The sequence below is a fragment of the Pseudocoprococcus catus genome, assembly GCF_019734885.1.
Taxonomy (GTDB): Bacteria; Bacillota; Clostridia; order Lachnospirales; family Lachnospiraceae; genus Coprococcus_A; species Coprococcus_A catus.
On record NZ_JAAXCM010000005.1, the window covers coordinates 97,504 to 122,110 of the forward strand.

The window sequence follows — 24,607 nt, forward strand, 5'->3', positions numbered from 1 at the left end:
TGTTGCTTAAACAATATTGTCTGATCTTACAGTTTGCCAAATAATGGGTTGGCGAAGAGCAGAATCAGAGCGATAACCAGACCATAAAGACCTGTTGTCTCGGCAACGGCCTGACCAAGAAGCATTGTCTGCATGATATCACCCTTAGCACCCGGGTTACGTCCAACTGCAGATGCACCATGACCGGCTGCAATACCCTGGCCTACACCAGGTCCGATACCGGCAATAACAGCGAGGCCGGCGCCAATTGCTGAACACGCTAATACTAAACCTTCATTTGTTATACCATTCATTATATTTCCTCCTTAAAAAAATATAAATTTTGATTGTCCGGATATTTTATTCCGGCATTTTCTGGTAGATAAATGTCATTGACAGCATACAGAAGACATATGCCTGGATCGCTCCAGAGAATAAGTCAAGATATGCATGTAAGAATGACGGAATCACTACTGTTGCCAGCACAGGCAGCATGCCGTAATACAATGCCAGCATAATGGTTCCGGCCATGACATTACCAAACAGACGCAGCGACAGTGAAACCGGCGTTGCAAATTCGCTGATAATATTGATTGGCAGGAATAATGGGATTGGATCCATCAGATCCTTCACATAGCCTCCAACACCCTTCCACTTGAATGCATTAAACTGAATGAGAACGAACGTGATCAATGCCAGCGGCAATGTCACACCGTAATCAGCAGTTGGCGGTCTGAGTCCGAAAAGACCCGAAATGTTGGAAAACAGAAGGAACATGAAAATTGTCAGGATATAGTTGGCATATTTGCCCCAATGCCTGAACATACTTGACTGGACCACGCCGTCCATCATTTCCACATAAAGCTCCGCAATGTTCTGTACCATTCCCGGCACCTCTGTTGCGTGCTTCATCTTGTTGTTGACAATCAGCCCTATGACCAGCATAAAAAGGCAGACAATCAGCAGGCAGACATGTGTTGTCGTCAACCAGACTTCATGGCCGAAAATATTCAGAGGAACATATCCATGTACCATAAAGTCGACTTCATTGCCCATAACTTCACCTTCCTTTGCCAAAAATTCTGGTATACACATACTTGTGAATCTGCGGACTCAAAATCGCAGCCGGCTTCATCGAAAACAGTCCGATCACCGTTCCCGCCATACCGGAAACACCCAGTCTGGTGGAAACAAGAAGTACCGCGATCATAATGAGATAACGAATGCTGTAATTACGTGCCGCATAAGCTCTCGCATCCTTCTCACTGTAATCCAGCTGTCTGTCAAGTGTCACCGCCATATGCACAGCTCGAATCACAGAAGCCGCCGTACCCAGTACTGTTCCCAGCACAAATGCTGCTTTATCCGGGGCCGCAAACAGTCCCACAAATACTACCAGTATGCCAAATATCAGGATACCAAGAATCAGATCCACAAGTGCTTCATTCTGAGTCTTTAAATTGCTCATCCAGTTGCTTTTTAAATGCTTCATCCTTCTTCTCTCTTTCTCCCTTCAACAATGGCTTTAATGTGATGAACATTGAACGAATAGATGCCATAATACCAAGAATCAGAAAAACAAGTGTCAGCCATCCCGTACCCAACTGCTTATCCAGCCAGATACCTATAAACAGACACATAAAAACAGGCACCAGCATATTGATACCCAGCTGTGTGATCATCACAATCGCCTGTCCGATACCATGTTTATCCTTCATCCTCTCTCTCCCTTTTATGATTGCTCTATTTGTTCCAAAATTCATACAATATTTATTTTAGCAAAATTTAACGAATATGTCTATAATTCTTTTGCATAGGCTCATATTTATTATTTAACATGTCTACTGTATACATAATTCTGTATCTTCCTACTGTTCATATTGAACATATTTTACCAATAAAATTTATGAATACCTTATAATCATTTGGTTATACCGTTATTTCCGGCTATACCGTTATCTTCAGTTCACGGCCACTCCGGATATAACGACGATAATGAACCCCTGCCGCATCCAGCATTTTTCTTGACGCAATAACTGCCGGTGTATCTCCGTATTTGTCCGAATCATAGATTATCTCACGGATTCCGCTCTGGATGATCGCCTTGGAACATTCATTGCAGGGAAACAGTGACACATATATTTTGCTGCCCTCCAGGCTTCCCCCTCGATAGTTCAGAATAGCATTCAATTCGCTGTGTGTCACATAAAAATACTTGGTATCCAGTTCATCGCCCTCTCTGCTCCATGGGAAAACATCATCTGAGCACCCTCTCGGAAAACCATTGTACCCAATAGAAAGAATTTTATTGTCCGGGCTGACGATGCAGGATCCCACTTGGCTGTTGGGATCTTTGGATCTCAAGCCTGCCAGCTTCGCTACCCCCATAAAATACTCATCCCAACTGATATAATCCTGTCTCTTTTCTGACATCTTTATCCCCCTTTTCTTGATCACGCATCTATTTTTTTACATAGTATAAAATCATCCGCTGAGAGCAGGCGCTGATGCCTGCCCGGCGGATGATTTTGATCCATTAGTTTTCAATCTTCGCAATTCTTCTCTTATGTCTTTCATCATCGGAAAACGGTGTATTGAGGAAAGTATCAACAATCTTCAACGCTGTACCGACACCGATGACACGGGCACCCATACCAAGGATATTGGCATCGTTATGCTCTCTTGTGGCTTCTGCCATAAAGCTGTTTGTACAGTTGGCCGCTCTGATTCCCTCATAGCGATTGGCCGCAATTGTGATTCCGATACCTGTACCACAGATCAGAATACCTTTTTCGCATTCACCTGAAAGAATTGCTTCTGCCACTTTCTTCGCATAATCCGGATAATCACAGGAATCTGTGGAATACGTACCATAATTCTTATATTCCAATCCATGTTCTTCCAGATATTTGATGACTTCCTTCATCAGTTCATAACCACCATGGTCACATCCAAGTGCTATCATTTTCTCATTCTCCTTTGTTATATATAATGCTGGGACATCTCTATGCCCCATTTTGCACACCGACTTTCAGATCCGCTACGAAGCAATGGCTACGCCGGCTACACACGGATCACATGATGTCCCGCTGCTTTCAGCAGACGATTCATAATAGCCGCGCCAAGGCTTCCCCCTGCAAAGCTCTCAGAATACATCTTCTGAACCCCCAGTTCATCCATTTCACGAAGCACTTCATACAAATTGGCCGCAATGCTCTCTTCATGTTCCCGGGATCCGATATTGATCCTGCAGTCCGCATCATACAGCGATAAATTCTCATCCGAAGCAATAACTGCCGTTTTTAATCCGGATTCTGCATCCATCTTTGTTAAATAATTGATCATCTCAGCCACTGCCTGCTTTTTGCCCTCAACAATGACCAGATCACCTTTCGGTGCATAGTGCTTGTATTTCATTCCCGGGGCCTTTGGACGGAGATTCGGATCCTCATGCTCTGCCAGAATAGCCTTGTCAATAGTCACCGGTCCGACAACTTCTTCAAGCATCGCCCTGGTAATATAACCCGGACGGAGAATCGTCGGAATCTCCCCGGTCAGATCCACAATTGTGGACTCCAGTCCAATATCCACCTTGCCGCTGTCAATGATCATATCAATGCGGCCATTTAAATCCTCGTAAACATGCTGGGCCGTTGTCGGACTAGGACGGCCTGATGTATTGGCACTTGGTGCCGCAATATAAACCCCTGAGCTTCTGATCAGTTCATAGGCAGTAGGATGGGACGGCATACGGATCGCCACTGTATCCAGCCCCCCTGTTGTGGCATAAGGCACCGCATCAGACTTCGGCATAATCATGGTCAATGGTCCCGGCCAGAAGCGGTCAGCCAGAAGCTTTGCTTTCTCCGGCACTTCCGATGCCAACACCTTTAATGCCTCCATATCCGCAATATGCACAATCAGCGGATTGTCTGAAGGTCTTCCCTTCGCCGCATAAATCTTTGCTGATGCTTCAGGATTCAGGGCATCACCGCCGAGGCCATATACTGTTTCCGTAGGAAATGCCACAAGGCCGCCTGATTTCAGGATTTCTCCGGCCTTCTCCATAACTTCCGATCTGCGGTTTTCGGCATCATACAATTCTATTACTGTTTTCAATCCAGTCACCTTCTCTGATTATAAGTACTGTTTGGCACACTTCAGTGCTTCAGCTACGATATTGTGCATATCAAAATACTGATACATTCCCAGTCTTCCGCCGAAGATCACATTCTCCTCTTTGTCTGCCAGCTCACGGTACTTCTTATATAATGTATTGTTTTTCTCATCATTCATCGGATAGTACGGCTCATCACCATGATGCCATACCTGCGGATACTCTCGGGTGATCACTGTCTTTGGCTGTGTTCCATACTCAAAATGCTTATGCTCGATAATTCGTGTATAAGGCACCTCATACTCTGTATAATTCACAACCGCATTGCCCTGATAATTGTCTGTATCAAGAATCTCATCCTCAAATCTCAGACTTCTGTATTCCAGTTCCCCCAGACTATAGTCATAGTAAGCATCGATCATGCCTGTGTAGACGATCTTATGCGCCATCGCTGAAAAGCTTTCTTTATTTGAAAGGAAATCTGTATTCAGACGCACATCGGCACCTTCCAGCATCTTTTCAATGATCTGCGTATATCCTCCTACAGGTATACCCTGATATTTATCATTAAAGTAATTATTATCATATGTGAGACGAACCGGCAGACGCTTGATAATAAAGGACGGCAGTTCTGTGGCACGACGTCCCCACTGCTTCTCTGTATAGCCCTTCACCAGTTTCTCATAGATATCACGACCCACAAGGCTTAATGCCTGTTCTTCCAGATTCTTCGGTTCCGTGATGCCGGCCTCCTTCACCTGTTCTTCAATCCTGGCTTTTGCTTCAGCAGGTGTTGCAATCCCCCACATCTTTGAAAATGTGTTCATATTGAAGGGCAGATTATAAAGTTCATCTTTATATCTGGCAATCGGTGAATTGGTATAGCGGTTAAATTCTGCAAACTGCTGAATGTAATCCCAGACTTCTTTGTTGCTTGTATGGAAAATGTGGGCACCATAACGGTGAACCTGAATACCTTCCACTTCTTCTGTGTAAATATTGCCGCCGATATGGTCTCTCTTCTCAAGAACCAGACAGGTCTTGCCTTTCTTCATGGCCTCATGGGCAAAAATCGCACCAAATAAACCGGATCCTACAATTAAATAATCATACATGTTTTATTTTCCTCCTGTTGCTCCTTTATCCATCTGGGATTGCTTCTCCCCACAGGTAGAAGCAATAATATATCTCGGCCGTCCTTTCACTTCATCATAAATCTTCGCTATATAATATCCAATTATACCAAGACTAATCATGATAATACTGCCTGTAAACAACTGAATAATAATCACCGTCGTGAAACCGCCAAGGGCTGCCCCGGAAATCTTCTGTCCGATGGCAATTGCGCCAAGCACCACGGATAATATCAGCATGACTCCTCCAAGAAAAGTCACAATCTGCATAGGTGCCGTTGAAAAAGATGTGATATTGGAAATCGCGTACTTCACAAGTGACCAGACAGACCACTTGGATTCACCAGCCACTCTCTCCTGAACATCAAATTCCACCGATGTTGTCTTAAATCCAACCCAGGATGACAGTGCCCTGAAGAAAGCATTCTTCTCTTTTATATTCAAAAGTACATTGACCGCTTTCCGGTCAAGCAATTTAAAATCTGAAGCGCGGCTCATATCAAACCCGGCTGCTTTCCCAATCATATGATAAAAGCAGGATGCCGCAAAGGTATGCACCGCACTCTCCTTACCACGGCTGCGCTTCACACCTTCAATGACTTCATAGCCTTCCTGCCACAGATGATACATTTCTACAATCTTCTCCGGCGGATGCTGAAGGTCACAGTCGATGACCACAACGCAATCTCCTACTGCCTCCGAAAGGCCGGCAAACATAGCGGATTCTTTTCCAAAATTTCTCGAGAAATTCACACCTCTGACATTCTCGTTCTTCCTGGCCTCATCCTGTATATATTGCCAGCTTTTGTCCTTTGATCCATCATTCACAAACAATAATTCATAGGAAACATCCGACTGCTCCAGGACCTTTGCAATGGTTTCGGCTGTTCGCGGAATCATTTCCTGTTCATTATACGCAGGTATAATGACTGACAGCAATCCATTATTCATTTGTCTCCACCCACTGACGCTCTTATCATCTTAATCAGCCTTTCTGCCCAACTTCAATCGTAATTTTATCCATCGCTGAATCTAAAACTTCAACAGCCTCCAAAAGAGTGCTTCCTTTTGTTATAATATGCCCAATCCGGTCAGGACCCACACGAAAAGCATTGACATCTTCACCAACACTGTAATCAAACTGAATCTCACAAATTCTGTCGTCTGGTCCATTATTATTCTTAATTGAAAGAATTGTTCCCGTTCTGTCACTCATCAGCAGCTTACTTGCATTCGGAACAGACTGATTGCTTTCAAACGAAACTTCCTGTCCCAGTGCTGTGAGAATCATTTTCTCATAATAGTTATAGCCATAATAAATAGACACCAGTTCTGCAAGACATGTTGCCCCTGACCGGCCGCCTAATTCAAGAACATACACTTTATCATCTGATAATATGAAATCCGCATTGATGGCACAATTATCAAGCCCCATGGCCAATGCCGCACTTGTCAGCTGTTTCTTCGTATCTTCAATAACGTCTTCCTTCAAATCATAAGGTGCAAAATGACCTACCGGAACGCCTGTGTCACCATGGAAAACATAATCTCCATGCGGCAGAATAAACTGGATTTTGCCATCGCGTATAAATGCCTGAGCCCCAAACTCTTCACCCTCAATGAACTCCTCAACAATATAGTAATCCAGTTTGGTATATTTGATGACATTCGCTCGTGCCGTTTCAAACTCCTCACAACTGTCAACACGCATAATTCCGCGGCTTCCCGAAGTATCAACGGCTTTAAAGATTAACGGAAATCTTAGTTCAGAAAGTTTTTCCGACAATTGCTGCTCCTTCACCGATATCTTTCTGAATCTTGCAGTCCGCACCCCTGCTGCTTCATATTTTTCTTTCATCAGAAGTTTATTGGACGCTGCATGCGCCGCTTCAAAGCTAAGACCTGTTAAATGTAATTCATCACATACACGGCCAATCGTAATAACTGCAACATCTGTGCCCGCTGTCAGAATACCATCAATCTTTTCTTCTCGGGCAATTTCAAGAATTTTTTCATAATCTACTGTGTTCTCATAATAAACTTTATCAGCTAGCTCAAACCCTGGATAATGTCCCGGAATACTTACAACAATCGTATAAAGTCCCATCTCTTTTGCTGTTCTGATTAATTGTACCTGATAGATACCTGCCCCCAAAATCATTAACTTTTTCATTGCTCTTCTCCATTCTCTACTGTGTCCGCACCACAAATTTTTCGCACAACATACTGCGGTGCTTTATTCATACCTAAAAACATCCGGCCAATATATTCTCCAATTAATCCCATAAAAAGAAGATTGATTCCGGAGAAAAAGCAGATTGCCACCATCATGGACGGCCATCCCATCGCCATTGCCGGCATTAAAAGCTTTCGTATAATAATTACGAGTGCTCCAATAATACCAATTACTGAAAAAATATATCCGACATATGTTGCCATTCTCAAAGGTACAACAGAGAAACCCATAATATTGGACCATAACTTTACTAATTTTGAAAAAGTGTAGTTTGATTTTCCCACTTCACGCTCATAATGCCGAATCGGTATACAGCTGATATTTCTCGTTGTACGCAGGAACAGGCCCTGCATATAAGCATATGGACTCTTATATTGTATCACATAATCTCTAACAAATCTTCTTACTACCCAATAACTGGATGTTTTCAATTCTTTAGGTTTACCTATCAAAATACGTACGGAAAGATAATTGATATAACTGCCAAAATTTCTAAAACCGCTGTGTTTTTTCTCCGGATAATAGCCATAAACAATATCATAGCCCTTATCAAATTCCGCCAAAAGATATTGCAGCTGTGACGGATGCGTCTGCATGTCATCATCCATACCGATCAACGTATCTCCCGATGCATAATTCAACGCCGCCATTAAAGCATTATGCTGTCCGGCATTCCGCGCCAGAAGAATAGATTTTACATATGGATGTTCCTCACTCAGCTTTTGAAGTACGGCTGCCGTCGCACCATTGTCAGGAGAACAGTCATCCACAAGAACAAATTCATAATCATACCGTCCAAGTCTATCTAGTTCTGCTGCTGTCAGATTAACCACTTTTTCAATAGTCTTACTGGAGCGATAGCATGGAATAACAACTGATATCACTGTCCTCGCCCCCTATCGTGATGTTTCATAAAATGCTTTGACACAATCACACACCTGTACAACGTCGCTTTCTTTCAATCCATAATACATCGGCAAGCGAAGTAAACGTTCACTCTCGCGGGTTGTATACACATCTTCACCACAAAATCTTCCAAATTTCTGGCCTGCCGGTGAAGAATGCAGCGGAATATAATGGAAAACCGCCGATATACCATGTTCTTTCAGCCAGCTGATGAGTGCCGAACGCTCTGCCAAATCTTTGGCTTTTATATAAAACATATGCGCATTATGGACACATCCCTCCGGTATAAAAGGCAAATCAATGATTCCTTTATCTGCCAGCGGCTGAAGCTGTTCTTTATACAGATTCCAGTTATGCATCCTGTCATCATAAATATCTTCTGCATACTCCAGCTGTGCCCAAAGATAAGCTGCATTCAAATCACTTGGAAGATAAGAAGAACCTTTATCTACCCATGTATATTTATCAATCTGACCTCTGAAAAATTTACTTCTATTTGTTCCTTTTTCACGAATAATTTCAGCACGTTCTGCTTGAACAGGGTCTTTGATCAAAAGACATCCGCCCTCGCCCATACTGTAATTCTTTGTTTCATGGAAACTAAAACAGCCATAATCTCCAATCGTTCCAAGCGCCATCCCATAATACGAAGACATCACTCCTTGTGCCGCATCCTCAATGACACAAAGATGATATTTTTCTGCAATTTCCATAATTTTGTTCATTTCACAAGGTACACCTGCATAATGCACAGGAACAATTGCTCTTGTTTTTTCTGTAACTGCCGCTTCAATCAACTGTTCATCTATATTCATTGTATCTGGCCTGATATCAACAAATACCACTGTGGCTCCCCGAAGAACAAATGCATCTGCTGTAGAAACAAATGTATAAGACGGCATAATAACTTCATTTCCCGGCTGTATATCTGCCAAAAGTGCTGCCATCTCTGTTGCATGTGTACAAGAAGTCGTAAGAAGTGCTTTGGCTGTTCCTGTCTTTTCTTCAATCCACTGATTACATTTTTTTGTAAACTGTCCATCCCCGCATATTTTATGTGCACGAACAGCTTCCATCATATAACGCTCTTCATTGCCTGTATAAGGCGGTACATTAAAATTAATCATGTTCTCCCTCTATCTGCTGCTTAGTTATTTAATATTGCATACAATCATTCGTAATTTACCATTTGGATCCGGTGGAATCGCATTCATCCACTCAAATTCAAACTTAACAGGATGCTTCATAACCTCCAGGAATTTTTCTGTCAATTCCTTTTCTATTTCTTCTTTTGATTTTATACTCTTTTCACGATCCTGTACAGCCTGTACATGAACAAGATCATAACTTTCCTGAATAAACCGTATCTGAATAATATCTCTGTTATGCGTAATTAAGGGCGTTACCTCAAAAAAGGTCGTCACAGTACCGTCTCTGTATTTGAACACATCATTTATACGTCCCTTAATATTGGTAATAAAACGAATACCATCTTCGACACGGGACTCTGCGCTATCACCGATCACGTAATTAATAATCGGCATATCTGTCTTAAAAAGCGGTGTAATAACAATCTTACCTTCTTTTGCCAGTTGATTTTGTTCATCATAAATATTAACGGCATAATAATCATTATGTACAACATATTCATCGCTTCCGGGTACCCGAAGCAAACAAGCCCCTGTCTCCGCACTGCCATATGAATCAACAAGGTTTTCTCCGAATACCTCCATAAACAAAGCACGTGCCGCATCGTCCGTTTTTTCCCCTACCGGAGCATAGAACTTCGGATGCCATACTTTAATTCCATGATCCCTGCTGTATAAAGCAATTCTCATAAATTCGGAATGATTTAAGTACAGCATATCCGGATGATAGTCATTGATTGCTTTAATCACTTCTTCTTCCGATCCAAACTGATTGACATATTTTCTGCGCATAAATCCGAGGCGCTGTAAAAATGTATCATAATCTTTATGCTTATCCTCATGCGCATTAATACGTGTCATCATTTTTCCAAAAACCGGATTATATCCCGCTTTCATCAATACTCTGAACCAATTGGCCATCATCCAGGCTTTTTCCTTTGGCGACATCACTACTGTCAGCGGAATACCCGATGACCCTGATGTTGTATCCGCATACCACCCTTTATGCTCTGGCTTTGCTGCCTCTTCTTCCATCCACACACGCAATTCGTCTTTTGTCAATGGCGGCAGCTTAACAAGATCTTCACTTGTTTTGATATCTTTAGGGTTTACACCCGCCTGATCAAACCTTTTTCTATAAAAAGGAATTTCATATGCTTTTTTCATTAACTGATTAATGTGTGCATTTTGTTTTTGTTTTTCTTTCTTTAAGTCTGCACCAATCTTTTTGTCCATCTGCATCAACGCAAGAAACAGATTCACATTCGTCATTTTTTTCTGTATTTCCTCAAACAATCCTTTTACCTCTCTTTATATTCTCGAAATAATAATACCCGCTGCAATAATCAGGGATCCAATAATTTTATTTTTGCCAGGACGTTCTCCCAAATAAATGTAAGAAAACAAAAGAATCCATATAAAACTACTGGCTGTAATACAGGGCAAAACTGTCAATTCCATATTACGAAGAGCAACCGTATTTAAAAACAGCGAGCCAAACAAAAGAATATAAGCTAAAATAACTTTTGCATTCATGAACTTTCCAATGAAAGTTTCATGTTTATTATTGGCCTCCTTCTTCAGCAAAACTTGTGATACCGCTGCAATAATAACTGCCGCAATAGCTGCAATATAACTACTCACCACGCATACTCACCGCCATTCCTACAATAATCACGGCAATGCCCACAACCTGCTGGAGCGTAATTGCTTCATGGAACAGTAATACTGCCCAAACAAAAATCAGAACATAAGTAATGCCTTTCCGCATATATGCAGTTGAAAGCGGTAAATGTTCCAAAACCAGCTGCCATGCTACCGCATAAATTCCCATAACAGCCACAGCCAATGCAAACCACAGAAGATAATTTGCCGAAAGCAACGGATACTGTCCTGCTATTTTTAAAATAGCTGAAGAAAAGCTTTCAATAACAATTGCAATCAACGCAAATATATATACATTTCTTTTTTTCTCGAATAATCTATTCAACATACGTTCTCTTTCTATCCATTTTTGGCAACATCCATCAGGTATTGTCCGTAAGGTGTCATTTTCAGTTCATCTCCCAGTGTCCAAAGCTGTTCTGCCGTTATAAAACCGCGCTTATAGGCAATTTCTTCAATACATGAAATATACAACCCCTGCCTGTTCTGAAAAGCTGCAACGAAATTAGCCGCATCCATCAGTGCATCTGGTGTTCCCGTATCCAGCCATGCAAATCCACGTCCCAAAAGCTGCACTCTCAACTGGCCACGGTGCCTATATTCTTCATTAATACTGGTAATCTCCAGTTCTCCTCTTGCGGACGGCTGAATACCTTTTGCAATTTCTACTACCTGATTATCATAAAAATAAAGTCCCGGAACAGCATAATTAGACTTTGGCTGCTTTGGCTTTTCCTCAATAGAGGTCACCATACGGTTTTCATCAAATTCTACAACACCATACGCTCTCGGATCCTTGACGTAATATCCAAAAATCGTTGCGCCTTCTTTATACTGCATCACTTTTTTCAATGTATCTGAAAAATATTGTCCATAAAAAATATTATCTCCCAGTACTAATGCAACTGCATCTTCCTCGATAAAATCTTCTCCGAGAATAAAAGCTTCTGCAAGCCCCTTTGGCTCCTCCTGCACAATATAAGACAATTTCAAACCAATCTGATGTCCATCACCCAAAAGAGCTTTGAATAAAGGAAGATCCCTTGGTGTGGAGATGACCAATATTTCCTGAATGCCTGCCAGCATCAATGTCGATAACGGATAATAGATCATTGGTTTATCATAAACAGGCATCATCTGTTTTGACATAGCCTTTGTCATCGGATAAAGTCGGCTGCCAGTTCCTCCTGCAAGCACAATTCCTTTCATAACTATTTTCCTTTCTCCATATGATACATGGCTACATAATACTGCTGATAGGCACCGCTTGTGACATGACGCATCCATTCTTCATGTTCCAGATACCACTGAATTGTCAGCCTGATGCCCGTTTCAAAATCTGTTTCAGGATACCATCCAAGTTCTGCCTTAATCTTATCCGGTGCAATGGCATATCGACGATCATGCCCCTTTCGATCCTCAACATATGTAATCAAATCTTCATTCAAATGTACTTGTCGGATATCATTCTCCAGCAGTAATTCTTTCAGTGTACAAATAATAATCTTGACAATATCGATATTCTTTTTCTCATTATGCCCACCCACATTATAAATCTGTCCATTCTCTGAATGTTCCAGTACCATATCAATTGCCTTCGCATGATCAACCACATAAAGCCAGTCACGAATATTTTTTCCATCACCATAAACCGGCAGCTTTTTGCCTGTCAATGCATTATGAATCATTAATGGTATCAGTTTTTCAGGAAACTGATATGGGCCATAATTATTGGAACATCGTGTAATATTTGCCGGGAAACCATATGTATCTATATACGCTTTGACCAGCATATCGGCAGAAGCCTTACTGGCCGAATACGGACTATGTGGATTCAGAGGGGATGTTTCCCTGAAATAAGTATCCTCACCAATATTTAATGAACCATATACCTCATCTGTTGATACCTGCAGATATTTTTTATTTTGCCTAAATCCTTCTCCCTGCTGCCATGCATTCATAGTACATTGCAGCAAAACCTGTGTTCCCAGTACATTTGTTTTTACAAATACTTCCGGTTTTTTAATCGAACGATCCACATGACTTTCTGCCGCGAAATGAACAACTCTGTCAAATTCCCACTTTTCAAAAAGCTGTTCTACCAAAACACGGTCACAGATATCCCCCTTTACAAACACATAATTCGGCCTGTTCTCTATCTGCTGCAAATTTTCCGGATTACCGGCATAAGTCAGAGCATCCAGATTAACAATCTGAATATCATCCCCATATTTTTCTAACATATACAGTATAAAATTTGAACCGATAAACCCGGCTCCTCCTGTTACAAGATAAGTTAACATTTCTATGCCTCTTTCTTTTTCTTTCTTCTTATTCTATCTGCAATTAAAAATACTGCAAAAATCACAATACTGACCGCCGTTACTGCCATTCCATATCTAACTCCCGGAAGCTCGAATCTCAGTTCAATTGTATGTTCTCCCGGAGACAGTTCCAAGCCTGTATACATGATGTTAACGTTCTTCAAATCCGTTTTTTCTCCATCCACATAAGCAGACCATCCATTTTGATAAGGAATACTCAACACAAGCAATTTGGACTGTTCCAGGGAAATCGTTCCTGTCACTTTATTATCTGATATCCTGATATTCTCCAGTACATCTTCCTTTAAATTATCAATATACTGTCCATATTGTGTCATCGGCTGGCAATAAACTGCCAACTCATTTAAATCGATACTGCCTTCCGTACTCCACCTCAACGATATAGCGTGAATACCATCTTTACTATATCCGGTATTCATCAGATATTCATCCCGATCCAAACCATAAGTATTTCTGGACGATCTCAGAAATCCCGTATAAGAATCCGCCTCACTCAGAAGTTTAAACCACAGCTGATCTTTGTCTCCCGGCTGGTCACTGACATGCCCATTCAGATAAAGATATGTCTCTGAATTAGCCAGACCGTCAAAATACAGCGTCATGGTCGCCCCCTCCTGAACATATAATTTTCCATCTTCAATCTTACAGTCACCCAGATCTATGTCCGTAATCTTCATTTTCTGAACAGTCAGATTTTTGATTATCTTCTGTATTTCTGCGGTTTCCTGCTCATCCTCCACAACAGCATGCGTCAGCATGATTTCCTGCTTCTCGGCTGCATTGTACTGTTCAAACTCTGAACGGCTGATCGTCTGGCTGTATGTATACCCCAAAGGCAATGCATACTGATTCTCATAAATCTCATAATCCTGTCCATCCACTTCTCTGTCACCGACATAAATGTAGCCATATGGAACTCCCTTTTCAGACTGACCATTATTAAAATACTCATAACTGCTTTCCTGACCGATTGCTCCTGTCCCTTTATCTGCGCCATAATATTTTACACAGGCCAGCGCATTCATAAAAGTCCTGTTGTTAAAACCTCTCTGCTCTACAAGACCACTCATCAGATTACCCATGGAAACATTATAATCAATAATTTTTCCATTAATTGTACTATTGTAATAGGCAATACTGTTGAGATTCAAAATCGTTGAAGCGCAAATCTGATATTCACTTGTATACGCTTCTCCCACTCTGTAAAAACTGTCATCATCATAGTCCTGCAGCGCTCTTACAGCAGTTCCTGTGGCAGCCTCCATAGCTCCGCCTTTTGGCGTATATTCTGCTACAGCACCCGCCTCCTCAAGACTGTACATGGTATCACCATTCACCCACAAACAGACAACAAGCAGCACCGATAAAACCGCTGCCATCTGCTTTCTGTTCAAAATTCCAATGACATCTGCTGAAAGAACTAAAATCATGCAGGTAATCAAAAGCAGAATCAACGCCTTTAATGTATACTCATTGCTGTAGTGCCGGTATCCCATAGCAATGACTGCATACGGAAGCACTGACAACAGCAGTAATTTAATCTCACGTCTGGAAATTTCATGAATAACCGGCAGCATCTCAGCCACACCAACGGTCACCACCAATGCCAGCATATAACTCCATCGATTCGTAACATTTCCCATGCCTCCCATCACATATCCGGCCACTGGGAAAAGAATAAAAAGCAGACAAATGCTAAGCAGTGCTTTTAATTCCTTTCTGCCTTTTTTGATGAAAAGTAATACCAAAGCTGCATAGGCCAATGGAACAAATCCCATCTTTAACCAGTTTCCGGCACTTCTTCCTGTTGTCAGAAAAAACATGTAAACATCCATAGGCCATGATGTTTCATAAAATAATGGCGACGCTGTCCGCATAACCCCCGCACCAGCACGTTCAGAACCCGCATAAGCCATAAAAGATGTAAAAATAGTCATAGACCCCATCCCCGCACCGAGAATATACGCCCCTGTAAAAATTCTCAAATATGTAAAGAAGTTTCTGACTGTACGTTCTGTTTTTTCCATACAGAAAAATCTGACCAAAAAATATACAACCAACGCTATGGTATTCATAAAAAGAAAATAATAATTGCTCAAAAGAGACAATACAATCAATGCACACCCAAGATGCCACTTTTTATGCCTCAGTATTTCTTCAACCGCAATAATCAGCAGAGGAAGCATAACCATAGGAATTGCAAACTGCGGATGACGTGCAACAGCATAGAGTGCATATCCGGAAAAAACATAAATAAAGCTACAGAAAAGTGTAATTTTGCGTCCTTTTCTTAAATAGAAAAGCAAGACCGATACACTCAGACCAATCATATAGAATCTGAGTACTGTTACGAACTGATATCCCGCTTCCATATTCTCCGGTGCAAAAAAAGCATACAGCCAGTAAACCGGATCAAGACTCCATATGACCGCATCGCCCATTCCCAGAGAAAAATCATACATTTTCAAAGTATAACTTCCTGTCAGAATATTATGCACTGCTTCGCGTACATTTCCCGAAAAGAAAATGGCCTTTGGAAAATATTGAGAAATTGCATCACGGCACCACAAAAAGACCGTCTGCGTCTCACGAAAAGGAAGAAAGACAATTGTCATCAAAACCGCAAAAGCCACTGTATATGTAAACCAATATACCAGATAATATCGCCGAGTGCCCAGTTCTTTATTTTTCCAGAGACTGGCCAGTTCCCGCACAATCCAATTCACGGCCATACAAATACTCACTGCAGCCAATCCTAACAAAATGCAAAAAAATGGCATTGTTTTTGTTCCGATTTTTTCAATTCCGACATCAATATTCAAAATATATGCCATAACAACCATCAGTCCCGTCGATGCAAACACCACTGATGCTCTCAGCGTTTTAAGCTTTCCACGTTCACAGATGTACAAACAAACAGCTGTCAGACCAAATGAAATCAATACTTCCCAATAAAGAAGCGGAAAATCCATACCATGTTTTAATACTCTGCGATTCAGATAGATAATCACAAATGAAACAAAAGTGCCCACAACTGTCTCTGATAATTTCAATCGCCGCTCCGTTTCATGGCGCTTAAACAAGGCACAGCCCATTAAATAACAGCCTGAATAGGCAACCAGCGTCAGACCGCGAAATACTTCCGTCCCAAAAAGCATTCCCAACACTGGATAACCCAATAAGTCATCCGGCAAAAAAGTAATCATAATACTTGCAGCGGCAATCAATATCCATAATTTTTTGTATTGTAGCTTTCTATATACAAAAGGAACAATCCATATAGACAATACAGCCAAAAGTGCCATTGCAAAAAAAAGTTCTGTATACTTTGGAATTTTTCTCAAAACAAGCACCTGAACTAAGCTGTTCACAATCGGTTTCTCATCATTGAGCCACATTCTGCACACACCTGCTGCCACAAAAAGGCCATAATAGCAAAGACTGTACTGTATCGCTTTTTTCTTTAAATTTCCCTGTACAAACCAACGGCAGGCCTGATAACCAATAAAAGCACATAATGCGCCTATCATCGTATAATATCCCAGATGTACTGTAAATTTTAAAATCTTCGAATGTGCACCAAACAATTGCAGGCACATCAATACTACACTGCCAAACAGCAACATTTCCTGCATATTTCGTTCTGTGCGTGATTTTATATCCATTTCTCTTCTCTCCCGATTTCTACATTTATCCCCTTTATACTACCATTTTTGCATTTTCTTTTCAATGCCTTAAAAAAGCTTCGCAAGGCCAAAATACTCAGCCCTGCGAAGCTATCTGTTCCAATATACAATTAATTAGTAAATAACAACCGTTGTATCCAATGGCATATTCTTATAAATATAAATAGCATCATTGTCCTTCATACGTACACATCCATGTGACAACGGTCTGCCAAGCCTTGAATCAACAAAGGCACCGCTGTTATATCTTACCCGGGTATGGAACGCATTCTCCAGCTGGAATTTTGACAAATAATCATAATGAGAATTCGTATATCTGTGGATTCTCTGTTTTTTGTACAAACTTCTGATACCCGGCGGCGTTGGTGTTAAAATAGCACCTGTTGCACAGGTATTATTCCTGATCAGTTTCCATTCTCCTTTTGATCCCTTGAAAATATTAACCCTCTGTGTGTATGTATTTAACCAGATTAAATATTTTGTTTTACTGGAATAGCCCTGACTATTTACAAATATTTCTTTTTGTTCGGTGGTATAATCTTTGCTGGTATAATGTTCAGCAGTAAAATTCAGACCACTTGTCTTAATATATACAACACTGCCATCTTTTCTTTTAATTGTACAGCGTTTTGAGCGTCTGTAAATAACTGTGACTCTCTCTCCGGCATTAACCGTTCCGCATTTTTCTTTCGCACTAAAAGAACTATAAATACGTGTAGGCTGATTAATGGTTGCACTATAATACATTGGATGAACTGTTTTCTTTACATCCGTGATATCATCTGCACCAAAAACTAATTTCTCCACGCCCTTTTTACTTACCACAGTCTTTCCATTGTCCTCGCGATAAGTTTTGACCATATATTTATATTTTCCTTTTTTGCCATTTCCTTTATGCACATATGAATTGGTTGTTACCTTTGCCAATTGCTCATATTCATTTGTGCTGTAGTTATATAAATATACGTAATATCCTGTTGCTTTATCCACTTTCGGCCATGACAGATTATTATTGCCGGATTTGTATTGCACACTCAAAGAAGTCGGCGGTGTCGGCGGTGTCATAACAGGCGTCGCCTCAACAACTTTCGATACCTTACTTTCCGTAGTAAAATCATAAGACTTTCTGAATGATTTAACAACGTACTGGTACTTCTGGCCATTTTTTAGATTGTTCACAGTGTATTTGAGCCTATTACCGCCTGTTCCTGCAACATAGCTCAGTTTTCCATCCGTCGGATTATATGCAAAAACACGATAAAACGTTGCATTCTTCGCTGCACTCCACTGTACGGTAATACAATTATCTCCGGCAATGGCCTTTACATCTGCCGGAACAGCAGGTATGATCTCCGTCGGGACCGCACTTACTGCATTTGTCATCTTACTGTATGCAGACTGATTATAGACTTTTCGGTAAGAACGTACACAAAAACTGTAGCTCTGATTTGCATTCAGATTTCCAACTGTAAAACTTGTTTGTTTTGTACTTCCTGCCCACTCATAAGTATGTGTGCTGTTGTCATATAAGAATATGGAATACCCTTGCGCATTTTTGCCCTCTTTCCAATTAAGTACGGCTGAATGCTCTCCTGATACAGCCTTTACCTCCTTTGCCTCCTCCGGCTGAAGAAGATAAGCTTTTGCTTCAACAGGCTCTGTCATATTGCTGTATTTGTTCTGATTGTATATTTTTCGGTAAGAACGTATCTGATAACGATATACCCCCGGTTTCAAATCCGTTACTTTGTAGCTTGTCCCTTTTGTACTGCCAAGCCATTTTGTTTCGCCATTCTCATCCGTCATCAGAATCGTATAGCCCTGAGCATTCTTTCCTGCCTGCCACTTTAAGGAAGCTTCGCACTCGCCCTTTGTTACATTTACATTCTTTGCTGCTTCTGGCTGAAGAAGATAAACATTGGCTTCAACAGGCTCTGTCATACTGCTGTACTTGTTCTGATTGTATATCTTCCGGTAAGAACGTATCTGGTAACGATATACCCCCGGTTTCAAATCCGTTACTTTGTAGCTTGTCCCTTTTGTACTGCCAAGCCATTTTGTTTCGCCATTCTCATCCGTCATCAGAATCGTATATCCCTGGGCATTCTTTCCTGCCTGCCACTCTAAGGAAGCTTCGCATTCGCCGACTGTAACCTTCACTTTTTTGGCTTCTTCAGGCTTAAAAAGATAACACTCTGCTTCAATCTCATCCGATGCTGTACTATAGACCATTTTCTCATTGTTCTTGCATCTCGCCCTGACAACAAACAGATGCTTCTGATCCGGTGCAAGATCCTTGACCTTCATACTTAACTCTTTGGTCTTCCCAACAACCAGATAATCATCTGACTCCTCATCATACATATACAGAACATACTCCTGAGCCTTTGATACCGCTTTCCACTTTAAAGTTATCTCACACTCTCCGGATTCTGCCGTAATCTTCTGTACTTTGTCCGGTCCTTCTAATGCGATTTCTGAATAAATCTCCGAATAATCACTTTGTGTTTCTTCATTCATTGAACGCACTCTGTAAAAATATTCTTTACCCGACTGAAGTCCTGTATCTGTATACCGAATCTGGTCCGTATCCGCCAAAAGCTGCCATTCCACGCCATCTTCGCTGCGCTCAACCTCATAAGACACTGCGTTTTCTATTTTTGTCCATTTTAAAGAAAAACCAAGATTCTCCGGAATCGCACTTACCACAGGTGCCTGCAATTCAAATGCATCTGAAATATTCTCCAGCTCATCATCCTGTGTCTCTTCTGTCTCATTCTCTGTCTCCCGCTGCTGCAGACTTTCCACCTGTTCCGTACTCTCTCCATTGCTTTCTGATTCAGATATCACCTCATACGATTCTGATTCAACTGCAGCTTCACTCACATCTGCAAAGGAAAAAGAGTCCACATTCCCCATTACCAACATTAAAACCAGCATTCCTGCCATAATTTTCTTTTTCATATAATTTCCCTCACCTAGAGCTGCAAATTTATATATTTATTTTATTATATCGACAACTTTCTCTTTTTTCAAGCATCACTCTTGACATTTGTGCCTAATATATGTATTAATAAAGACATCTTCCTTCATGAATTTCTATACTTGAAAAAATTACGCAACACACATTATACCAAAATATTTAAAGGGGTTTTTATATGAAAAAATGGACTTTACTATTAATTTGTTGTATTCTGCTTACCGGTTGTGCCTCTCATAACCAGGTGATTGAAACCCAGGTATCTGATTTTCATCTTGATGACAATACCCAGCCTGAATCTGTCCAGATAACATCCGGACAGTGTCTGTATGACGACAACAATTTTTCTGTTACGACAGACTGCATTGATTCCGATACGGATGATACCTACATTATCCTTACTATTAATAATGACTCTGATTCCGATCTGTCTGTTATATGTGAGAATGCATCGCTGAACAATTTTATCATCAGCTCTGATTTTTCCCTGGAAATAGGCGCCCATTCATCCGTGACAACCGGTATTCCGTTTTCCAATACCTTATTAAATGCATGTGAGATCAAACAGCTTTCTGATATCTCATTTATTTTAGGTATATATGATCTGAATGATTACAACTATCTTTTTGATACCGGATGGCTGGAAATCCAAACCAACCTGTCCGTTTCCGCCGGACAGAATGTCAACCTGAACGGTACAATCGTATACGACAAAAATGATATTAAAATCATCAGCAAAGGATTTTACAGTGATAATGAATATAATCATTCACCTATATTCCTTGTTATCAATGAATCCGATAAAAATATTTCACTTAATCTCAAAGACGGCACTATCACAATCAACGGGAGCGATTTTGAATGCAGCTACAATTACAGTATTCCAAAACATAAAAATGCTATTTGCGCAATATCTGCCAGTGAAAATCTTGAAGAATCCGGTTCTATTTCTTCTGTCAGTCTTACGCTTGCGCTTACAGATACAGATTCCTGGCAGATTATAGACAACACCGACAACATTACATTAAAAACCAATAACTAAATCAAAATGGCCAGGTTCTAAACAAATGTTAGAACCTGGCCATTTTATAATGATTATTTTTGTAATTCTTTGAGCTTCTCATAAACTCTATGACAGTTATCCTGATCACGTTTAGGGAAAAATTTCTCACATCTCTCCAAATATTTTTCCGACATTTTGCATTTGTTATCGATAATACGTATAATCGCATCAACTGTCTCTTCTACATTATACGTAACCTCGCCAAATCCATCTCTCTCATAATCAAAATATCCCTTTTTCATTGTATGTTTTTCAAAGAATACATCCTTATCAAACTGACAATACACAACCGGCTTTCGTAAATACGCAAAATCCATAACTGCGGATGAATAATCCGTAATCAGAAGTCTGCTCTCTGCATACATCTGCCTGTACGGATCTTCCGGTTCCAGAATAAGCAAATCATCTTTTGCAAAAAGCTCTCTGTACTGCTGCAGCATCGGATGCATTTTCAGGCACAACTGATATCCATTTGTTTTAATGGCTTCCTTTAACCGTTTATTATCCAGCAAATCCATATAGAATTTAAAGTAAGCACTGTTGATAAACTGATGCTCCGTCAAATCCTTTAAGTATAATCGCCATGTTGGACAAATTGTAATATATTTTTTGTTATCCTCATACAGATAATCAAACCTTGGGAATCCAGTCAGCCAAACGTTTTCTTCATCATAGTAATAATCATATTCTAAAATAGAATCCCGTTCCCTTTCGACTGCTGTGATAAATCCCGTAATATTTTTATTATATCGGTTCAACCATCCTGTCAAATCATCTTTCGTAATTCCATGCTGAAGGAATATAAATTGATGATCTGCCAAAATATCACTATAATACTTTCGATCCCCATAATAGAATGTATCCCGACCGAACGGCGTCATGACATATTCTTCCGCCTGAGATGAAATAATCAGATCCGCCTGCAGATGTTTCTTCAGATGTTCTTCACTTCCATAATCCAGTACCGGACCGACTTCTGATAATTTTTTATAGTCTTCGCAATCCTTTTCTATAACAAAATACACATCCGCCGGCAAATCCTTCTGCTTCATCAGATATTTAAACAAAGCTGCGCCATTGTCATCTGCCACCGTCCATCTGTCTGATACCAACCAAATTGGTTTTTTCTTTTCAGCTGTTTTCGCATATTGCCTTAACGAAATAATTTCCTGTACCTTTTCCTCTGTCAGATCCTTCTGCATGGATGGTTTTGGGAACAATTCTTCCTCCGCATTATCAATGACAGACGCCTGTAATTCCTGTTCATACAATGCTTCATAATCACTTTCCGGCATCTGCATCACATCCAGAATAACCCCTGTTAAATCACCCTTTAAAACCAGCCCATTTTTACAATAGTATTGATTTTCAAAATTTGTATTAACCGGGCAGAATTTTCCATAGCGATATCTTCTTTTGATAATCAAATGGCCATCAACCACTACAACTACACGAATCTTTTTACCATACATATATTGTGTAATCGGAAGCTCTCCCTTAAATCCAATGACATGCCTGAGATTTCCAAAGCAATTGTCTTTCGGAATATTTCTTTGAATCTGACTGCACAAATAGTAGTTATTGCCTACCGACAAATATATATCTGCCTGCTTATACGCCTCTACACCCATAATCTGTACGTAGCCATCAAACTTCACTTTGTCTTTTTCTAATTGAATAAAGTCAAAGTGTGTCTGCATTTCACCAACAGTTCTGAGACATTTGTCCCGGCAGAGAACAGCTATATCGTTACATGTCTTTTGAACACTTAATCCATTCCGATATTTCATTTTAAATAATTGAATCTGTTCTTCAATATATAATTTCTTCTGAGCCGCAATGACATTATCATCAATACTATTGATTGTTTTTATAATATTTTTCCTATATTTTGCTTTTTCACGTTCTGTCAGAAGTCCCTCCGGGAAACTCTCCTGCTTAAATCGCCATTGCATATCCATCATAATTGTATTTTGGATAAAATACGGTACACTTCCATATTTCTTTCTGCTGTACGCTTCAAGGAAAAATACCAGACACGTAAAATAATTAAAATACCAGCTCTTTTTTAACCGAGACGTATCTACCAGTGAATTACCTGCATTTCTGCGGCGATACCAATAATTACAGCCTGTTACAACACCCAATTGCATTTTCTCCAGCAAAATCTGGGCAATATACAAAAGATCTTCCCCTGTTGCAATTCTGTGTTCAAAGGAGAATTTTCTGGCAGCACTTTCTTTAAAGAAACTGGCATTAACGAACATATCACTGGCTGTATATTCTGTCCACAGATTGATCACTCTTGTGCCTTTATTAAATTTGTAATTCTGCCAATGTCCGCCTTCCTGTCCCTCAAAGAAGAAAATAGGAATTGTGACGACATCTACCTGATCGTATTTACTGTCAAAAAACGCTTTTGCTATTCTGAATGCATTTAAAGAAAATTTGTCATCTGAATCACAGAAATTCAGATATTTCCCTGATGCAGCTTTCATGCCTTCATTTCTGGCACTGGCAACACCACCGTTTCCCTTATGAATAACGGTTACATTATGCGGATATCTTTCCGCATAACGGTCACAAATAGCTCCGGAACCATCCTTCGAACCATCATCTACCAGCACCAACTGTACATTTTCCTCAAATCCTATATCCTGCTGTACAATACTTTCAATCGCCTCTTCCAGATAATCTTCTGCCATATATACTGCCATGATAACAGATATCTCAAATGGATATTTTTTTATGTCTTTAATTATTTTTTCTTTATGATAAAGATTCTCCGCCGTACATAAACTTCTGGCACTTACAGCCTCTTCTTTCTTTATGGACAATGTATTTCTCTTTTCATTAAAAAATGGCAGCAGCCAATACTCTGTACCTGCTATTTCTTTATGGGCCAGGCTATTCAAATATCTGCCGCTGTCATGCCATAATGAAGGATAAGGTCTGTCTCCCCGCTTCGGATACAATGCTTTTCCTGTTCTTTTTAAACGGCTGAAAATTTTCTCTGTTCTTGATGCAAAATAACACAGCCATATTGTATCTTTCCCAAAAATATCATTAGCTGCCTTGGAAAACGAAAAAACAACATTGGATCCATTGATTTTACCTTCAATTATTTTGCGCTCAACCGATTTATCAGATGGTATAAGTACTAAATAATAATCATTTTCTGATAAAATCTGATCTGTAATTTCTATATTTAATTCACCGGTATTATTACTTTGGATATTCGCGGCATAAGTTCCACTTGGAACTGCTTTTTCCGATAGCAAAAAATCTTCATAGGCTTTTTTATTTTCTAAATCATCTGTCCTCATTTGTAAGCTATTCCTCCTGTTAT

General features: G+C 40.3%; 21 protein-coding genes. 1 reads left to right on the forward strand and 20 read right to left on the reverse strand.

Annotated elements, in window-relative coordinates; all coding sequences use genetic code 11:
- Positions 1-26 precede the first annotated feature (26 nt).
- The 19 genes from atpE to HED67_RS00605 all read right to left on the reverse strand — a co-directional run bounded on the left by atpE (position 27) and on the right by HED67_RS00605 (position 20,179).
- Positions 27-293 (reverse strand): ATP synthase F0 subunit C, encoded by a 267-nt coding sequence (gene atpE / locus HED67_RS00515; protein WP_015513213.1) that lies wholly within the window; start codon positions 291-293, stop codon positions 27-29.
- A gap of 46 nt (positions 294-339) precedes the next feature.
- Positions 340-1,035, reverse strand: a complete 696-nt coding sequence (gene atpB / locus HED67_RS00520) for a F0F1 ATP synthase subunit A (protein ID WP_015513212.1) — start codon at positions 1,033-1,035, stop codon at positions 340-342.
- 4 nt (positions 1,036-1,039) lie between these two features.
- Complete coding sequence (locus tag HED67_RS00525) at positions 1,040-1,471, reverse strand: ATP synthase subunit I (protein ID WP_178441747.1); 432 nt, start codon at positions 1,469-1,471, stop codon at positions 1,040-1,042.
- The gene (locus HED67_RS00530; RefSeq protein WP_221717187.1) at positions 1,422-1,697 is read right to left on the reverse strand and encodes an AtpZ/AtpI family protein; all 276 of its coding nucleotides are present in this window, start codon (positions 1,695-1,697) and stop codon (positions 1,422-1,424) included. The genes HED67_RS00525 and HED67_RS00530 overlap by 50 nt, the downstream gene beginning before the upstream one ends.
- A gap of 229 nt (positions 1,698-1,926) precedes the next feature.
- Complete coding sequence (locus tag HED67_RS00535) at positions 1,927-2,412, reverse strand: deoxycytidylate deaminase (protein WP_015513209.1); 486 nt, start codon at positions 2,410-2,412, stop codon at positions 1,927-1,929.
- Positions 2,413-2,515: 103 nt separating this feature from the next.
- Complete coding sequence (gene rpiB, locus HED67_RS00540) at positions 2,516-2,944, reverse strand: ribose 5-phosphate isomerase B (RefSeq protein ID WP_215631959.1); 429 nt, start codon at positions 2,942-2,944, stop codon at positions 2,516-2,518.
- Between the two features lie 98 nt (positions 2,945-3,042).
- Positions 3,043-4,098 (reverse strand): L-threonylcarbamoyladenylate synthase, encoded by a 1,056-nt coding sequence (locus tag HED67_RS00545; RefSeq protein ID WP_178441744.1) that lies wholly within the window; start codon positions 4,096-4,098, stop codon positions 3,043-3,045.
- Between the two features lie 18 nt (positions 4,099-4,116).
- Complete coding sequence (gene glf, locus HED67_RS00550) at positions 4,117-5,211, reverse strand: UDP-galactopyranose mutase (protein ID WP_221717188.1); 1,095 nt, start codon at positions 5,209-5,211, stop codon at positions 4,117-4,119.
- Positions 5,212-5,214: 3 nt separating this feature from the next.
- The gene (locus HED67_RS00555) at positions 5,215-6,180 is read right to left on the reverse strand and encodes a glycosyltransferase family 2 protein (protein WP_221717189.1); all 966 of its coding nucleotides are present in this window, start codon (positions 6,178-6,180) and stop codon (positions 5,215-5,217) included.
- Positions 6,181-6,214: 34 nt separating this feature from the next.
- Positions 6,215-7,402, reverse strand: coding sequence for an ATP-grasp domain-containing protein (locus tag HED67_RS00560; RefSeq protein ID WP_221717190.1), 1,188 nt, complete (start codon positions 7,400-7,402; stop codon positions 6,215-6,217).
- Complete coding sequence (locus tag HED67_RS00565; protein ID WP_221717191.1) at positions 7,399-8,349, reverse strand: glycosyltransferase family 2 protein; 951 nt, start codon at positions 8,347-8,349, stop codon at positions 7,399-7,401. The genes HED67_RS00560 and HED67_RS00565 overlap by 4 nt, the downstream gene beginning before the upstream one ends.
- Positions 8,350-8,361: 12 nt before the next feature.
- Positions 8,362-9,498, reverse strand: a complete 1,137-nt coding sequence (gene rffA / locus HED67_RS00570; RefSeq protein WP_221717192.1) for a dTDP-4-amino-4,6-dideoxygalactose transaminase — start codon at positions 9,496-9,498, stop codon at positions 8,362-8,364.
- 24 nt (positions 9,499-9,522) lie between these two features.
- Positions 9,523-10,815, reverse strand: a complete 1,293-nt coding sequence (locus HED67_RS00575) for a phenylacetate--CoA ligase family protein (protein WP_221717193.1) — start codon at positions 10,813-10,815, stop codon at positions 9,523-9,525.
- A 15-nt stretch (positions 10,816-10,830) separates the two neighbouring features.
- On the reverse strand, positions 10,831-11,163 hold the full coding sequence (locus tag HED67_RS00580) for an EamA family transporter (RefSeq protein WP_221717194.1): 333 nt from the start codon (positions 11,161-11,163) through the stop codon (positions 10,831-10,833).
- Positions 11,156-11,512, reverse strand: a complete 357-nt coding sequence (locus tag HED67_RS00585; RefSeq protein WP_221717195.1) for a DMT family transporter — start codon at positions 11,510-11,512, stop codon at positions 11,156-11,158. Before HED67_RS00585 ends, HED67_RS00580 begins: the two co-directional genes overlap by 8 nt.
- 11 nt (positions 11,513-11,523) lie before the next feature.
- Positions 11,524-12,393, reverse strand: coding sequence for a glucose-1-phosphate thymidylyltransferase RfbA (gene rfbA, locus HED67_RS00590; RefSeq protein ID WP_221717196.1), 870 nt, complete (start codon positions 12,391-12,393; stop codon positions 11,524-11,526).
- A 2-nt stretch (positions 12,394-12,395) separates the two neighbouring features.
- A complete protein-coding gene (gene rfbB, locus HED67_RS00595) occupies positions 12,396-13,487 on the reverse strand; it encodes a dTDP-glucose 4,6-dehydratase (RefSeq protein ID WP_221717197.1) in 1,092 nt (363 codons plus the stop codon).
- Positions 13,488-13,489: 2 nt separating this feature from the next.
- Positions 13,490-17,194: a YfhO family protein gene (locus tag HED67_RS00600; RefSeq protein WP_221717198.1), complete on the reverse strand. Its 3,705-nt coding sequence runs from the start codon at positions 17,192-17,194 to the stop codon at positions 13,490-13,492.
- A gap of 135 nt (positions 17,195-17,329) precedes the next feature.
- The gene (locus HED67_RS00605; RefSeq protein WP_221717199.1) at positions 17,330-20,179 is read right to left on the reverse strand and encodes a L,D-transpeptidase family protein; all 2,850 of its coding nucleotides are present in this window, start codon (positions 20,177-20,179) and stop codon (positions 17,330-17,332) included.
- Positions 20,180-20,373: 194 nt separating this feature from the next.
- Between HED67_RS00605 and HED67_RS00610 the strand changes: the two genes are divergently transcribed.
- Positions 20,374-21,237: a hypothetical protein gene (locus HED67_RS00610; protein WP_221717200.1), complete on the forward strand. Its 864-nt coding sequence runs from the start codon at positions 20,374-20,376 to the stop codon at positions 21,235-21,237.
- A gap of 53 nt (positions 21,238-21,290) precedes the next feature.
- Here the strand turns inward: HED67_RS00610 and HED67_RS00615 are convergent, their stop codons facing one another.
- A complete protein-coding gene (locus HED67_RS00615) occupies positions 21,291-24,584 on the reverse strand; it encodes a bifunctional glycosyltransferase/CDP-glycerol:glycerophosphate glycerophosphotransferase (protein ID WP_221717201.1) in 3,294 nt (1,097 codons plus the stop codon).
- Positions 24,585-24,607 lie beyond the last annotated feature (23 nt).

What these genes read in the sequence shown, in the direction of transcription:
- atpE (WP_015513213.1), bottom strand. Translation starts at nt 293, where the DNA reads ATGAATGGTATAACAAATGAAGGTTTAGTATTAGCGTGTTCAGCAATT.
- atpB (WP_015513212.1), bottom strand. Translation starts at nt 1,035, where the DNA reads ATGGGCAATGAAGTCGACTTTATGGTACATGGATATGTTCCTCTGAAT.
- HED67_RS00525 (WP_178441747.1), bottom strand. Translation starts at nt 1,471, where the DNA reads ATGAAGCATTTAAAAAGCAACTGGATGAGCAATTTAAAGACTCAGAAT.
- HED67_RS00530 (WP_221717187.1), bottom strand. Translation starts at nt 1,697, where the DNA reads ATGAAGGATAAACATGGTATCGGACAGGCGATTGTGATGATCACACAG.
- HED67_RS00535 (WP_015513209.1), bottom strand. Translation starts at nt 2,412, where the DNA reads ATGTCAGAAAAGAGACAGGATTATATCAGTTGGGATGAGTATTTTATG.
- rpiB (WP_215631959.1), bottom strand. Translation starts at nt 2,944, where the DNA reads ATGATAGCACTTGGATGTGACCATGGTGGTTATGAACTGATGAAGGAA.
- glf (WP_221717188.1), bottom strand. Translation starts at nt 5,211, where the DNA reads ATGTATGATTATTTAATTGTAGGATCCGGTTTATTTGGTGCGATTTTT.
- HED67_RS00555 (WP_221717189.1), bottom strand. Translation starts at nt 6,180, where the DNA reads ATGAATAATGGATTGCTGTCAGTCATTATACCTGCGTATAATGAACAG.
- HED67_RS00560 (WP_221717190.1), bottom strand. Translation starts at nt 7,402, where the DNA reads ATGAAAAAGTTAATGATTTTGGGGGCAGGTATCTATCAGGTACAATTA.
- rffA (WP_221717192.1), bottom strand. Translation starts at nt 9,498, where the DNA reads ATGATTAATTTTAATGTACCGCCTTATACAGGCAATGAAGAGCGTTAT.
- HED67_RS00585 (WP_221717195.1), bottom strand. Translation starts at nt 11,512, where the DNA reads ATGTTGAATAGATTATTCGAGAAAAAAAGAAATGTATATATATTTGCG.
- rfbA (WP_221717196.1), bottom strand. Translation starts at nt 12,393, where the DNA reads ATGAAAGGAATTGTGCTTGCAGGAGGAACTGGCAGCCGACTTTATCCG.
- rfbB (WP_221717197.1), bottom strand. Translation starts at nt 13,487, where the DNA reads ATGTTAACTTATCTTGTAACAGGAGGAGCCGGGTTTATCGGTTCAAAT.
- HED67_RS00600 (WP_221717198.1), bottom strand. Translation starts at nt 17,194, where the DNA reads ATGGATATAAAATCACGCACAGAACGAAATATGCAGGAAATGTTGCTG.
- HED67_RS00605 (WP_221717199.1), bottom strand. Translation starts at nt 20,179, where the DNA reads ATGAAAAAGAAAATTATGGCAGGAATGCTGGTTTTAATGTTGGTAATG.
- HED67_RS00610 (WP_221717200.1), top strand. Translation starts at nt 20,374, where the DNA reads ATGAAAAAATGGACTTTACTATTAATTTGTTGTATTCTGCTTACCGGT.
- HED67_RS00615 (WP_221717201.1), bottom strand. Translation starts at nt 24,584, where the DNA reads ATGAGGACAGATGATTTAGAAAATAAAAAAGCCTATGAAGATTTTTTG.